At 69.3% G+C, this 12,119-nt stretch carries 12 protein-coding genes; 4 read left to right on the top strand and 8 right to left on the bottom strand.

Annotation, left to right across the window (positions count from 1 at the left end; genetic code table 11):
* Window positions 1-35: 35 nt before the first annotated feature.
* Together DDQ50_RS05070 and DDQ50_RS05065 are read right to left on the bottom strand one after the other, a co-directional pair.
* On the bottom strand, window positions 36-1,166 hold the full coding sequence (locus DDQ50_RS05070; RefSeq protein WP_165829699.1) for an acyltransferase family protein: 1,131 nt from the start codon (window positions 1,164-1,166) through the stop codon (window positions 36-38).
* A 61-nt stretch (window positions 1,167-1,227) separates the two neighbouring features.
* Window positions 1,228-2,343 (bottom strand): 5-(carboxyamino)imidazole ribonucleotide synthase, encoded by a 1,116-nt coding sequence (locus DDQ50_RS05065; RefSeq protein ID WP_116756107.1) that lies wholly within the window; start codon window positions 2,341-2,343, stop codon window positions 1,228-1,230.
* Between the two features lie 78 nt (window positions 2,344-2,421).
* On the opposite strand from DDQ50_RS05065, the gene DDQ50_RS05060 reads away from it, so the two are divergent.
* Entirely contained in the window at window positions 2,422-2,946 is a 525-nt protein-coding gene (locus DDQ50_RS05060) for a GtrA family protein (RefSeq protein ID WP_116755572.1), read from the top strand.
* 24 nt (window positions 2,947-2,970) lie between these two features.
* Here DDQ50_RS05060 and DDQ50_RS05055 read toward each other — a convergent pair whose 3' ends face one another.
* Window positions 2,971-3,462, bottom strand: coding sequence for a PH domain-containing protein (locus DDQ50_RS05055; protein ID WP_165829698.1), 492 nt, complete (start codon window positions 3,460-3,462; stop codon window positions 2,971-2,973).
* Between the two features lie 105 nt (window positions 3,463-3,567).
* Window positions 3,568-4,341 carry a biotin--[acetyl-CoA-carboxylase] ligase gene (locus DDQ50_RS05050; protein WP_116755570.1) on the bottom strand — a complete coding sequence of 258 codons (774 nt, stop codon included), beginning with the start codon at window positions 4,339-4,341 and terminating at the stop codon, window positions 3,568-3,570.
* 49 nt (window positions 4,342-4,390) lie between these two features.
* On the opposite strand from DDQ50_RS05050, the gene DDQ50_RS05045 reads away from it, so the two are divergent.
* The 3 genes from DDQ50_RS05045 (at window position 4,391) to DDQ50_RS05035 (ending at window position 7,038) form a co-directional block, all read left to right on the top strand.
* A complete protein-coding gene (locus DDQ50_RS05045) occupies window positions 4,391-5,149 on the top strand; it encodes a polyprenol monophosphomannose synthase (protein WP_116755569.1) in 759 nt (252 codons plus the stop codon).
* Between the two features lie 126 nt (window positions 5,150-5,275).
* Window positions 5,276-6,847 (top strand): acyl-CoA carboxylase subunit beta, encoded by a 1,572-nt coding sequence (locus tag DDQ50_RS05040; RefSeq protein ID WP_116755568.1) that lies wholly within the window; start codon window positions 5,276-5,278, stop codon window positions 6,845-6,847.
* Window positions 6,844-7,038, top strand: a complete 195-nt coding sequence (locus DDQ50_RS05035) for an acyl-CoA carboxylase epsilon subunit (protein WP_116755567.1) — start codon at window positions 6,844-6,846, stop codon at window positions 7,036-7,038. Before DDQ50_RS05040 ends, DDQ50_RS05035 begins: the two co-directional genes overlap by 4 nt.
* Before the next feature lie 468 nt (window positions 7,039-7,506).
* Here DDQ50_RS05035 and DDQ50_RS05030 read toward each other — a convergent pair whose 3' ends face one another.
* The 4 genes from DDQ50_RS05030 to DDQ50_RS05015 all read right to left on the bottom strand — a co-directional run bounded on the left by DDQ50_RS05030 (window position 7,507) and on the right by DDQ50_RS05015 (window position 12,033).
* Window positions 7,507-8,544: a hypothetical protein gene (locus DDQ50_RS05030; RefSeq protein ID WP_116755566.1), complete on the bottom strand. Its 1,038-nt coding sequence runs from the start codon at window positions 8,542-8,544 to the stop codon at window positions 7,507-7,509.
* Window positions 8,541-9,845, bottom strand: a complete 1,305-nt coding sequence (locus DDQ50_RS05025; protein ID WP_116755565.1) for a sensor histidine kinase — start codon at window positions 9,843-9,845, stop codon at window positions 8,541-8,543. The genes DDQ50_RS05030 and DDQ50_RS05025 overlap by 4 nt, the downstream gene beginning before the upstream one ends.
* Entirely contained in the window at window positions 9,835-10,551 is a 717-nt protein-coding gene (locus DDQ50_RS05020; RefSeq protein WP_116756106.1) for a response regulator transcription factor, read from the bottom strand. Before DDQ50_RS05020 ends, DDQ50_RS05025 begins: the two co-directional genes overlap by 11 nt.
* A 216-nt stretch (window positions 10,552-10,767) precedes the next feature.
* A complete protein-coding gene (locus DDQ50_RS05015) occupies window positions 10,768-12,033 on the bottom strand; it encodes a class I SAM-dependent RNA methyltransferase (RefSeq protein ID WP_116756105.1) in 1,266 nt (421 codons plus the stop codon).
* Window positions 12,034-12,119 lie beyond the last annotated feature (86 nt).

The raw sequence follows: 12,119 nt of genomic DNA, 5'->3' as shown, positions 1-12,119 counted from the left end.
CTCGTCGGACATGACCGCAATGGTAGGCGGTCCGTTTATGAACGCCCCTTCGGCGCGCCCTCCTCGGTGTGCCTGGAGACGTCATCTCTCCGGCTGCGTGCTCCCCGCGGCCGGACCAGCCACTGCGGAGGGTCGAACAGCCAGCTCAGCGGGCTGCGCAGGACGAGTCCCCCGATCCACCAGGTGAGCGCCACGATCGCGAGGGCGAATACCGGCGTGGCGATGCTCGCGACCACCGCGTGCGGGCCGAGCGGGGCCAGGGAGGGGTACTCGACGATGAGCTTCGCCAGCAGGTGCAGCGCGATCCACTGCGAGGCGTAGACGGGAAGCGTGCGCCGGCCGACCGCCGCGAGTGAGCGACCGATCCGACCGCGATAGCTCGGGAGGCCGAGCAGCTGCAGAGCCGCGTAGAGCACGACGGCCGAGAGCAGCCAGCGCAGTTCCGTCGCCAGGCCGAGTGCTGCAACGACGAGATAGAGCACGACGTAGCCGACGCTCGCGGCCAGCGCCTTCCGCCAGGTGGCGTGCGCGACGAAGTCCAACGCACCGTGCCGGACGTGAAGCCCGAGGTAGAACCAGACGAAGTTCGCGCAGGCGGCACCGAAGAAGACGGCACCGAACTCGGAGTTGATGATCCCGTCCGTGGCCTGGTCGACGAGCGGTGACACGACCGCGAGGGCCGCGATGGCGGGCAGCGCCCAGATCGATCGGTCCCGCAGGACGACGACCAGGAGCCGACTGACGAGGAAGAAGACGACGAGCGCCCAGAAATACCAGAGGCCTGTCGGGAAGAGGAAGCTGGCGACGACGTCGTAGATGTCGGGGGCTGAGGCGCCTCGACCCGGGAGCGAATAGAAGAGGTGCACGACCTGGATCGCGGACCACAGCAGGTACAGGTAGACGAGACCCGACGTGCGTCGGCGGGTGCGGTCGAGGGGCTTCCTCACCGCCTGCGCGGCCAGCAGACCGGAGATGAAGAAGAACAGCGGCATCCGCAGCGGGACGAGTGCGTCGTCGATGGCGGGCCAGATGCCGACCCGCGGACCGAAGGCCCCGTCCATCACGAAGGTGACGTGGAACACGGTGACGAGCAGCATGCTCACGCCGCGACCGGCGTCGACCCAGGACAGACGGTCCCGTTCCGCACCTTCGATCGGTCGGCTCATCACCTGATCAATGCTCACACGTGAACGGGAGATGGCGGGGAACCGGCTGCGTGGTGGCGCGTCAGTCGAACTGCGCCGCCGCCGCCCGCGCACGGTAGGCGACATCGTCGAGGTCGTCCCCGCCCGCCGTCACGTGCCCCACCTTGCGACCGGGCCGAGGGGTCTTCCCGTAGCTGTGGAACTTCACCCCCGGCTGCGCGGCGAACGCGGCGGGATAACGATCGGGAAGGGTGCCGTCCTGCGGGCCGCCCAGGATGTTGACCATCACGCTCCACGCGTCGCGCGACCCCGTGAGCCCGAGCGGCAGATCGAGCACGGCGCGCAGGTGCTGCTCGAACTGACTCGTCGTCGACCCGTCGATCGTCCAGTGACCCGAGTTGTGCGGACGCATCGCGAGTTCGTTCACGAGCACCCGACCATCCGCCGTCTCGAAGAGTTCGACGGCGAGAACGCCCGTCACGCCGAGCCCGCCGGCGACGGCGAGCGCGATCTCGGCGGCTACGTCGGAGACACGGCCGGCGGAACGGGGCGCCGGCGCGATCACTTCAGCGCACACTCCGTTCTGCTGCACCGTCTCGACGACCGGCCACAGAACGGTCTCGCCGGAGGGATTGCGGGCGACGAGCTGCGCCAGCTCGCGAGTGAAATCGACGGCCTCCTCGATGAGCAGGGCGTCGAAGTCGTCGAACCAGTCCTGGGCGTCGGCGCTGCCGTGCACGATGCGGACCCCCTTGCCGTCGTACCCGCCGCGAGGGGTCTTGAGAACCGCGCGTCCTCCGTGGTCGGCGACGAAGCGATCGATCTGCTCGGCTGTGGTGACGCGCTGCCAGTCGGGGACCGGTAGCCCCAGGGCGGTGAGGCGCTCGCGCATCAGGAGCTTGTCCTGCGCGTAGAGAAGGGCGTCGGCTCCGGGCCGCACCGCGACGCCTCGGGCCTCGAGCTCGCGGAGGAGCGGCTGAGGGACGTGCTCGTGATCGAAGGTGACGACGTCGACGGTGGCCGCGAATGCCAGGACGGTGTCGAGGTCGCGGTAGTCGCCGACCTGCGTGACCGCCTGACGCGCCGACACATCGTCCGCCTCGCCGAGCACGGCGATGTCGATCCCCAGCTCGACCGCTGCAGGGATCATCATCCGTGCGAGCTGACCTCCGCCGATGACTCCGACTCTCACGTCGATTCCCTTCTCGATGCCCCATGCCCGGACTGACTTAGACTTCCCCGGATCGCGATCGAAACCGCTCGTCCATCCTCCCGCATGAGCGAGCACCCCGAACCCTTCCCGACAGGAGCAGCCGTGGCGACCGAGGAGGCCGTGCCCCGAGGGCGTCTGCGCACCTCGGCGGTCGCGCTGTTCGATCAGCTGTGGAAGTTCGCCCTCGTCGGCGGCGTCGGGTTCGTCATCGACTTCGGCGTCTTCAACCTGCTGCGCGCGACCATCCTGGCCCCGAGCATCCTGCACGAGGGTCCGATCCTGGCGAAGGTCGCGTCGACGACGCTCGCGATCGTCGCGAACTGGATCGGCAACCGCTACTGGACGTTCGGCCCGCACCGGCGCAGCGACAGCGCGGTGGAGGCGTTCGAGTTCGTCGTCGTCAGCCTCGCCGGCATGGGCGTCGGCCTGCTCTGCCTGTGGGTGTCGCACTACGTGCTCGGCTACACGAGCCTGCTGGCGGACAACATCTCCTCGAACGTGATCGGGCTGCTGCTGGGTTCGCTCCTGCGGTTCACCCTGTACCGGCACTGGGTCTACCACCCGCGACGGTCCGCGTCGAAGCGCTGACAGGGCAGACGCGACCCGCTGACCTCAGGGGTCGAAAGCGCGGCGCGTCGCCTCGGAAGCGCGGGTCGAGGGCGGGACGACGGAGGCGTTCTCCGCGAGGTCCTCGAGGGCGGCGTGCACGAGGTCGACCTGTGGGATGTCCCGGATCCGGAACTCCCGACCTTCGGGGAAGGAGACCGAGACGGTGATGTCGCCGCTGCCGAACAGCGCTTGCAGCGGTCCCTGTCGGAGCGAGAGCCGGTTGCTGCGGTGGTGCAGCACTTCGGAACGCGTGCGGGTGAACACCCCCGACCGGGAGATGACTCGACGGGTGGTGATCACGTGGACACGGCTCGCCCAGGCGATGAACGGGGCGACACCTCCGAGGATCACGATCACGACCGCCACCACCGGGAGGGCGATGTTCTGCCAGGTCTCGGGCAGGTTCCCGGTGAGATACCCGGTCGCGGCGCAGACGACGATGACGAGGATCGCGGGGAGGAGCAGTCGCCGGGCCGAGGAATGGAGCCGCGCCACCAACTGCTCGCCCCCGGCATTACGTGAGATGGAGCTCGGGTCGAACGTCCGCTTGGAACCCGCGGCAGCAGACCTCTCCCGCCTCGCCCCCGCCGCCATGACTCATTAATACCGCAGGTGCGTCACATCCCCGGCGGAGACGGCGAGAGGAATCCGCGCGTCGCCACGGGCCACCTCGAGCCGACCCGACGAGTCGATGCCGGTCGCCTCGCCGAGCACCTCTTCGCCGTCCGGCATGATCACGCGGACCGCGCGACCGATGGTCCCGCAGGTGGCGGCGACGTCGGACCGGATGCCGCCGGCATCGGCGTCGCCTCCGGCTGCGGCCAGCGACGCGACGCCTGCGAGGAAGTCTTCGAGGAACCCGCCCAGCACCGAGTCGATGTCGGCGTCCACCCCTTCGACGATCAGTGACGTGGCGGTGTCGACGGGGAGGTCGTCGGCGCTGATCGAGATGTTCACGCCGGCGCCGACCACTGCGCCGGTCAGGTCGGGGAGCAGTTCCGACAGGATGCCGCACACCTTACGTCCCCCGATGAGCACGTCGTTCGGCCATTTGAGCTCGGCATCGGCCCCGAGCGCGCGCAGGGCGCGGGTCATCGCGGCGCCCGCGATCAACGGAAGCCATCCGAAGGCCGCGACGGGCATGTCGGGCCGGACGAGCACCGACGCCGCGAGCGACGTACCGGCCGGTGCGGTCCAGACGCGGCCCAGCCGACCGCGGCCCGCCGTCTGGGTGTCCGTCGCGATCACCGATCCCCCGGGCCATTCGGCCGCCGCGGGTCCGACCGCCCGCGAGGTCAGCTCGTCGTTGGTGGACGCCGCGCTCGCCAGCCACTCGAGGCGGTTAGATGCGGCGCGTGAACGGGGAAGCTCCATGCGGTCACGGTATCCCAGGCCTCGTCGCGCGCGGCCCTAGTATTGCGGGGTGCCAGACGAGGCTGCCCCCGACCTTCTCCGCGCCGTCGTCGTCCTCCCCACCTACAACGAGGTGGAGACGCTGCAGACGGTGGTCGATCTGGTCCTCGCGGCGGATCCCCGCCTCGACATCCTCGTCGTCGACGATGGCTCGCCCGACGGCACCGGCGACCTCGCCGACCGCATCGCCACCGCCTCCGAACGCGTATCGGTGCTGCACCGGCAGACGAAGGACGGTCTGGGTCGGGCCTACCTCAGCGGATTCGAGTGGGCCCTCGGCCGTGGCTACGACGTGCTCATCGAGATGGACGCCGACGGATCCCACCCCGCGGAACAGCTCGGCGACCTCCTCGACGCCGTCACCCTCGGCGGTGCCGACCTCGCGATCGGGTCGCGCTGGGTGCCGGGCGGCCGCGTCGTCGACTGGTCGACAGCACGCCAGGCGCTGAGCCGGGGCGGCAACACGTACGCTCGCGTCGCCCTCGGCATCCCGACCCGCGACTCGACGTCGGGGTTCAGAGCCTACCGCGCCGAGCTGCTCGGCGCCCTGCACCTCAATGACGTCCACTCGCGCGGCTACTGCTTCCAGATCGACATGACCCTGCGCGCCGTCGACTCGGACGCCCGGGTGACCGAGGTGCCGATCGAGTTCCGGGAGCGGATCAGCGGAGTATCGAAGATGAGCCGCTCGATCGTCGCCGAGGCGATGCTCCGGGTGACCTGGTGGGGTCTGCTGCGCCGACTCCACCTGCGCCGCCGGTCGGCCTGACACGGCGGGGCATCCCCCGGTTCGCCGGAGAACGGCGCCCGGTTTTGTCGGAAAGGTCAACGGGAGCCCCTACTGCCTGAAAGGTATGGTGAACCGGTGAGCGACGAACGCCCCTCGGCCCCCGACATGTACACGACCGCAGGCAAGCTGCAGGATCTGCGCAACCGCTTCCACGAGGCGGTGACCGCCAGCGGCGCCGCTGCCGTGGAGAAGCAGCACGCCAAGGGCAAGAAGACCGCCCGCGAACGCATCGAGCAGCTCCTCGACCACGGCTCGTTCGTCGAGCTCGACGAGTACGTGCGCCACCGCACCCACGCGTTCGGCATGGAGAACAAGCGTCCGTACGGCGACGCCGTCGTCACCGGTCTCGGCACCATCCACGGACGCCAGGTGGCCGTCTACTCGCAGGACTTCACCGTCTTCGGCGGTTCGCTCGGCGAGGTCGCCGGCGAGAAGATCATCAAGGTCATGGATCACGCCCTCAAGATGGGTGTGCCGATCATCGGCATCCTCGACTCGGGCGGCGCGCGCATCCAGGAGGGTGTCGTCGCCCTCGGCAAATATGGCGAGATCTTCCGCCGCAACACCGCGTCGTCGGGCGTCATCCCGCAGATCTCGATCGTCATGGGTCCCGCCGCCGGCGGTGCGGTCTACTCCCCCGCACTCACCGACTTCGTGATCATGGTCGACAAGACCAGCCAGATGTTCGTCACCGGCCCCGACGTGATCAAGACCGTCACCGGCGAGGACGTCGGCATGGAGGAGCTCGGCGGCGCGCTCACCCACAACACCCGGTCGGGCGTCGCGCATTACCTGGCCAGCGACGAGGATGACGCCCTCGACTACGCGCGCACCCTGCTCGCGTTCCTCCCCGACAACAACATGTCGGATGCGCCCGTCTACGAGGCCGAGGCCGAGCTCGAGATCACCGATGCCGACCGTCGCCTGAACACGCTCATCCCCGACAGCCCGAACCAGCCCTACGACGTGCACACCGTCATCGAGCACATCGTCGACGGCGGCGACTTCCTCGAGACCCAGCCGCTCTACGCGCCCAACATCGTCGTCGGCTTCGGCCGGGTCGAGGGCCGCTCGGTCGGCATCATCGCCAATCAGCCGAGTGCGATGGCGGGCACGCTCAACATCGACGCCGGCGAGAAGGCCGCGCGCTTCGTGCGGTTCTGCGACGCGTTCTCGATCCCGATCCTCACCCTCGTCGACGTGCCCGGCTACCTGCCCGGCACCGACCAGGAGTGGACCGGCGTCATCCGCCGCGGCGCGAAGCTCCTGTACGCCTACGCCGAGGCCACCGTTCCGCTCGTGACGGTCATCACCCGCAAGGCGTACGGCGGGGCCTACATCGTGATGGGCTCCAAGCAGCTGGGCGCCGACCTCAACTACGCCTGGCCCACCGCCGAGATCGCCGTCATGGGCGGTCAGGGCGCGGTCAACATCCTCTACCGCGGCGAGATCAAGCGGGCCGAGGAGGCCGGCGAGGACGTGGCCGAGGTCCGGACCCGCCTCGCGAACGAATACACCTACAACGTGGCCAGCCCGTTCCTCGCCGCGGAGCGCGGCGAGCTGGACGGCGTGATCGAGCCCGCGCAGACACGTGTCGTCGTCGTCAAGGCGTTGCGCGCCCTACGGACCAAGAGGTCGAGCCTTCCGCCGAAGAAGCACGGGAACATCCCGCTGTGACCGACGAGAACGCCGTACGGGTCGTGTCGGGCAACCCGACCGACGAAGAGCTCGCAGCCGTCGTGGCAGTGCTCACCGCGGCCGCCGACGAGCGTCCCGCAGCCGAACCGGCAGCCACCGTCGAGCCGAACGCCTGGGCGAAGTCCCAGCGCTCACTCCGCTCATGGGACCAGTCGAAGCGCTGGGGCTGACCGCTCTCCACCGACGCCCGCTCTCTCGGGAACGCTCGTTTTGTTGCGCGGGGCAAATCCCCGCCCATTGAGCGAAGCGAAATGAAGGGGGCACTCATCGACCCGACCGTGCGCGAACCTGCCGGTTAAAAGGGAATGAGGGCCGGTCCACCCCTGAACCGGCCCTCGTATAAACCCCGAGCTGAGGTAACAACCCGAATTTCACCCCAACTCGCCCCCAGATCACTCGCTTGCTTACCCTAGTCAGCGAGTGCCCGGTGATGTCTGCTTAGAGAGACACCTAGCAAGATCTATAGTGCAGTACCCCACTACCCCCTAAAAGTCGGCATTTGGGGGGACACCCGGGGTACAAATCGCCCCAAAATCCGCACAAAATCAACCAACGCAGCTCTACACCGACCTGTATATAGGGGTACGGTCCCCCGAGCGGGGGACGATGTTGTGGTTCCGGGGTACAGACCCCGGGAGTCACGACGCGTCGACGGAGACCCTCTTACGCGGAATCTCGAGCCACAGAGCGAGCTCGTCGTCGTCGCCCTCGTCGGACAGGGCGCTCGCGGCTCCGTCGTCGGCGGTGCGGATTCCCACGATGGTGACGGCGTTCTCCGATTCGGCGGGAACGGTGCGGATGACGATCCGATCCGCATCGGTCGAGGCCAGGGCTGCCGCCACCTCGCCGAGGACACGCTGCAGGTCGGCATCGTCGAGCTCGTCGACACCGCCCTCGTCGAGCAGCTGGACGCTCGCACCGCGCCGTCGGGCAGCGGTGATCTGCTCCCGCACCGCGTCGTTGAGCAGGGTTCGCCCGCGGATCTCGTCTCGGAGCGCGCCCTCGAGGATGAAGCACTCGGCCCTGTCCTCCTCGCTGATGTTGCCGCCGGTGAGGGCGATCCGCTGGAGCATGGCCTCGGCCATCTTGCTGGTCTGCACGAGACGGAACTGCCGCTCGTAGAGGTGCGCCTCCTGCGCCGCCTGCCAGTCGACGGCCTCGCGTTCGGCGAGCGTGAACTGACGCGCATCGCGGGCGGCTTTGGCGAGGGCGTAGGCGAGCATGTTGGCCATCGTGACCCAGACGATGCTGCCGATGACGCCCATGTCGGCGGCCTTGGCGAAACCGCCCCAGAGAACGGATTGGAGCACGAGCACGGCGATGCCGATCCAGCCGAACACGTACTGCCGACGGACCGCTGTGATGGTCATGAGTGTGCCGACCGCGGCGACGTGCCAGGTGGAGTAGCCGGACGGCGCCTGCGGATCGAGCCCGCTGGTGACGAGGAAGCACGCCGCGGCGGAGACCCCGACGTTGAACGCCGCGAGCGGTGTGGACATCGGCGTGGGGCTGAGCGGCCACAGGCTGAGGGCGGTCGCGATCGCGTAGAGGACCATGGCGACCACGACGGCGACGGGGTCGCGCGAACCGCTGAGCGCGAAGGTCCCGAGCACGATGTGGTACGCCGAGAACAGCGCCCCGACGGCGAGGATGGTGGTCCGCGATGTGGTTCTCATGACCAGTCGGGTCCGTTCTCGACCATGCTCAGCACGGCGGACGGCTCGTCGAACGCGACGACATCGCTGCCCTCGGGCGTCGGCCATTCGAGAGTGACGGCGGTGCCGCGTCCGGGCGCCGATGTGATGGCCGCCTTCCCTCCGACATTGGCGACGCGCTCGATGATCGAGGTGCGCACTCCGAGCCGCTCGATCGGGACGCGTGCGGGATCGAAGCCCACCCCGTCGTCGACGACACGGATCGCGATGCGCTGCTTGGCGGCGCTCGCGTGGACGTGCAGCGACCGGGTCACCGGCGTTCCCTGGCCCCCATCGGCGTGGTTGACGCTGTTCACCATGGCCTGCATCGCGGCCTCGACGAGCGCATCGGCCACCTCGGCGGGCACCTCGGTGCTGCCGACGACCCTGATGTGCACGTCGAACGCGCGCGGCTGCTCCGCGACGGCGATCCGGAGCCGCCCGGCGAGCTCCTCGATGCCCACGTCGGCGAGCGCGGCGGGGAAGGTCGTCTGCGCGTCGCTCAGGTGGGTGATCGCGCTCCGCGCCATCCGAGCCGCGAGAGCCTTGGTCTCGGCCGACCGAGCGCGAGCGGCTGAGAGGAGGGTGATGAGGACGTTGTCGTGCACCAGTGCGTCGACCCTGACGCGCTCGCTCTCGGTCGCATGGTTGCGCACAGCCGTCGAATAGCTCTCGAGCGCGAGCGCCTGAGCCTGGTCGACGGCCTGAGCCGCGTGCCTGAGGGAGACGATGACGACGAGCATGACGAGCCCGATGAGGAAGCAGTAGAGGCCGTCGAGACTGGCGACCACATCACTGACGCCCCCTCCGCTCGGCATCGTGCGCAGCCAGCCCAGCAGGGCGGGCGTCACGACGGTGTAGGCGAGCGCCCAGCCCCACCTCTCCCCCGCTGACACGATCGCGCACCCGGTCGCGACGTTGCAGAGGTAGAAGATCCAGGCGTAGTCGTCGAGGTCGATCGTCTCGACGACGAACGGCCACGCGATGAGCGCCGCGAGGTAGACGCCGGCGACGAGGCCGAAGATCGGCTTCGTCCACTGCCGGAAGATCGCGGCGAGGCTCGCGAGGGCCAGCGAACCGAAGATCGCGACGACGATCGACAGGCCCGCCGCCGACATCATGTAGGGGAACTGGCTGATGAGCGCGGGCAGCGTCTGGATCGCGAAGACGATCCCGAGCACGCTCCCCGCGGTCGACGCGAGGACCTCGACCTGACTCGAGGTGATGGGGTTGGCCGGACGGCGCAGCCCCGGAACGTTCTGTGTCGGCGCCTCAGCGCTCATCGACGGCATCGGGATCGAGACCGGGCAGGATGCCGTCCTCGACCGCGCGACGCAGCAGATCGACCTTGGTGGGTGCCGGACGTCCGACCTCGACGTACTTCACGCGGATGCGGTCGAGATACTCGCGCGCCGTCGATGCGGCGATACCGAGCTGCTGCGCGACCATCTTGAGCGGCAGCCCCGAGGCGTACAGGTGGAGCACATCGCGTTCGCGGCGTCCGAGCTGCGCCTTCGCGAAGTCGGCGTCGGCGTCGATCGCGCTCGCCCACTCGAGGTTGTTGAGCACCTCGCCGCCGGCGACGGACTTGATGGCGGCCATGACCGTCTGGGTCGCCGCCGACTTCGGGATGACGCCCGCTGCCCCGGCGGCGAGCGCCTCGCGAACGCTGCCGACACGGTCGGCGATGCTGTGGACGAGGACACCGGCACCGGTGGCCTGGATCTTCTTGACGTTCTCGGTGACGACCGACCCGTCGCCGAGCGACAGGTCGAGAACGACCACGTCGACCTCGCGGCCGGCGAGTGCGGCGACGAGCGCGTCGACGTTCGCCGCCTCTTCGACGAACTCGTAGCCCGCGTCGATGCACGCGGCGCGAAGCCCCAGTCGCACCGACTCGTGGTCGTCGACGGCGGCGACACGCACAAGAGCGGTCGGCGTCTCATGCGGCGCGAACGCGGCTTCATGTGTGCTGATATGCGGTTCCATCGTCTCGATCACGGTGAATCTGTTCTCCCCCGAACTCATCCCCTGGTCCTGTCCTTAATCGTAGGGGCGATGGGGGCCAAACGTACCCCGGGTGCACGCCCCCCTTTCACGGTGCGTCCATTATTCGGTCGAATCCGCCGATAACCGGGCCACGGCGCGCCGGGGGGACAGAACGGTCGTCCGTTCCGCGTAATCCCGCGCCTGCTCGACCGAGAGTCAGCGGACGAGGGTTGCGACCGCTTCGACGTGGTGCGTGCTCGGGAAGAGGTCGAATGCTGTGAGGGCTGTCAGGCGGTACCCCGCTTCGCGCGCGAAGCCGATGTCCCGCGCGAGCGCGACGGGATCGCAGGCGACGTAGACGAGCTGCGCCGGGGCCAGTCGCCCGAGCGTTCGCATGACGGCTTTACCCGCGCCGGACCGGGGCGGATCGAGCACGACGGTTGAGCGGGAGATGCGTTCGCGGTCGGCGCGGCCCGAGCGGCGCTCGAGATCGGCGACATATCGGTCGACTCGCGCGGTCTCGGCCGCGGCCCCGCTCCAGTCACCGAGGTTGCGGGCCGCGAACGCGGTCGCGGTGCCGTCCGACTCGACCGACGTGATGCGGGTCGCGGGACCGAACCGGTCGCCGACGGCAGCCGCGAGCAGTCCGACACCGCCGTAGAGATCGAGATTGGCGGCCGCCGGATCGAAGACCTGGCCGTCGATGGCCTCCTGGACCGCGCGGGTCAGGGTGGCGGCGGCAGCGGGGTGCACCTGCCAGAAGCCGTGACGGGCGAGCCGGAACTCACGGTCGCCGACGACCTCGGTGAGGGTGCCGTCGGAGCTCGGCCTCCCCTCCCCCACGGTGACGTGGACCTGACCGGTGGACGAGGCGACCATGTCGATCGCGCTCGCGCCCGGGTGCGGGATACCGAGCGGCGCGGCCTCGCGGAGGGCCTCGACGGCGAGCGGGATGTCGCGGACTTCGACGACGTGGTGCGAGCGTGCGGCGTACGGGCCGACGAGGCCGTCGGCGTCGACCTGGAGCCGGACCCGGGTCCGCCAGCCGGCGCCGTCGGGCGAGCCCGGCAGTTCGGTGACCGCGGGCACGATCGTCTCGGCATCCTCGATGCCGCCGAATCGACGGAGACTGTCGACGAGCACGTCGCGCTTGAGGTCTCGCTGACGCCGGGGTGCGATGTGGCCGAACTCGGCTCCGCCGGGGCGCGCAGCCGGATCGCGGTCGACGGCCGCCTCGGGCCAGAAGTGCTCGCGACGGTCGGCGGAGGGGAGCAGGATCTCGACGGTCTCGGCCCGCCAGAACCTGTCGTGTCCGCGATCGGTGACGCGGGCCAGCACGTGCTCACCCGGCATCGTGTCGCTCACGAAGACCACTCGGCCCTCATGGCGGGCGACGAAGACCCCGCCGTGGGCGACGCCCGTCACATCGAGCTGGACGAGCTCGTCGTCGGCGTCGCTCGGACCGGTCACTGCAGCAGACATCGCGTCGAGCATGACACAGGCGGCGGGGGGCACGCCCGACTCGGCGCCGTGCCCGGCCACGCGTTCCCCCGGCGTCGTGGCAGGGT

The organism is Amnibacterium flavum (assembly GCF_003097495.1).
Taxonomy (GTDB): Bacteria; Actinomycetota; Actinomycetes; order Actinomycetales; family Microbacteriaceae; genus Naasia; species Naasia flava.
The sequence above is the reverse complement of the archived record's forward strand: the minus strand, read 5'-3'. Positions and strand labels throughout refer to the sequence as shown.

Bases quoted from the DNA above. Each gene is read 5' to 3' on its own strand.
- DDQ50_RS05070 (WP_165829699.1), bottom strand. From the start codon at position 1,166: ATGAGCCGACCGATCGAAGGTGCGGAACGGGACCGTCTGTCCTGGGTC.
- DDQ50_RS05060 (WP_116755572.1), top strand. From the start codon at position 2,422: ATGAGCGAGCACCCCGAACCCTTCCCGACAGGAGCAGCCGTGGCGACC.
- DDQ50_RS05050 (WP_116755570.1), bottom strand. From the start codon at position 4,341: ATGGAGCTTCCCCGTTCACGCGCCGCATCTAACCGCCTCGAGTGGCTG.
- DDQ50_RS05040 (WP_116755568.1), top strand. From the start codon at position 5,276: ATGTACACGACCGCAGGCAAGCTGCAGGATCTGCGCAACCGCTTCCAC.
- DDQ50_RS05030 (WP_116755566.1), bottom strand. From the start codon at position 8,544: ATGAGAACCACATCGCGGACCACCATCCTCGCCGTCGGGGCGCTGTTC.
- DDQ50_RS05025 (WP_116755565.1), bottom strand. From the start codon at position 9,845: ATGAGCGCTGAGGCGCCGACACAGAACGTTCCGGGGCTGCGCCGTCCG.
- DDQ50_RS05020 (WP_116756106.1), bottom strand. From the start codon at position 10,551: ATGGAACCGCATATCAGCACACATGAAGCCGCGTTCGCGCCGCATGAG.
- DDQ50_RS05015 (WP_116756105.1), bottom strand. From the start codon at position 12,033: ATGTCTGCTGCAGTGACCGGTCCGAGCGACGCCGACGACGAGCTCGTC.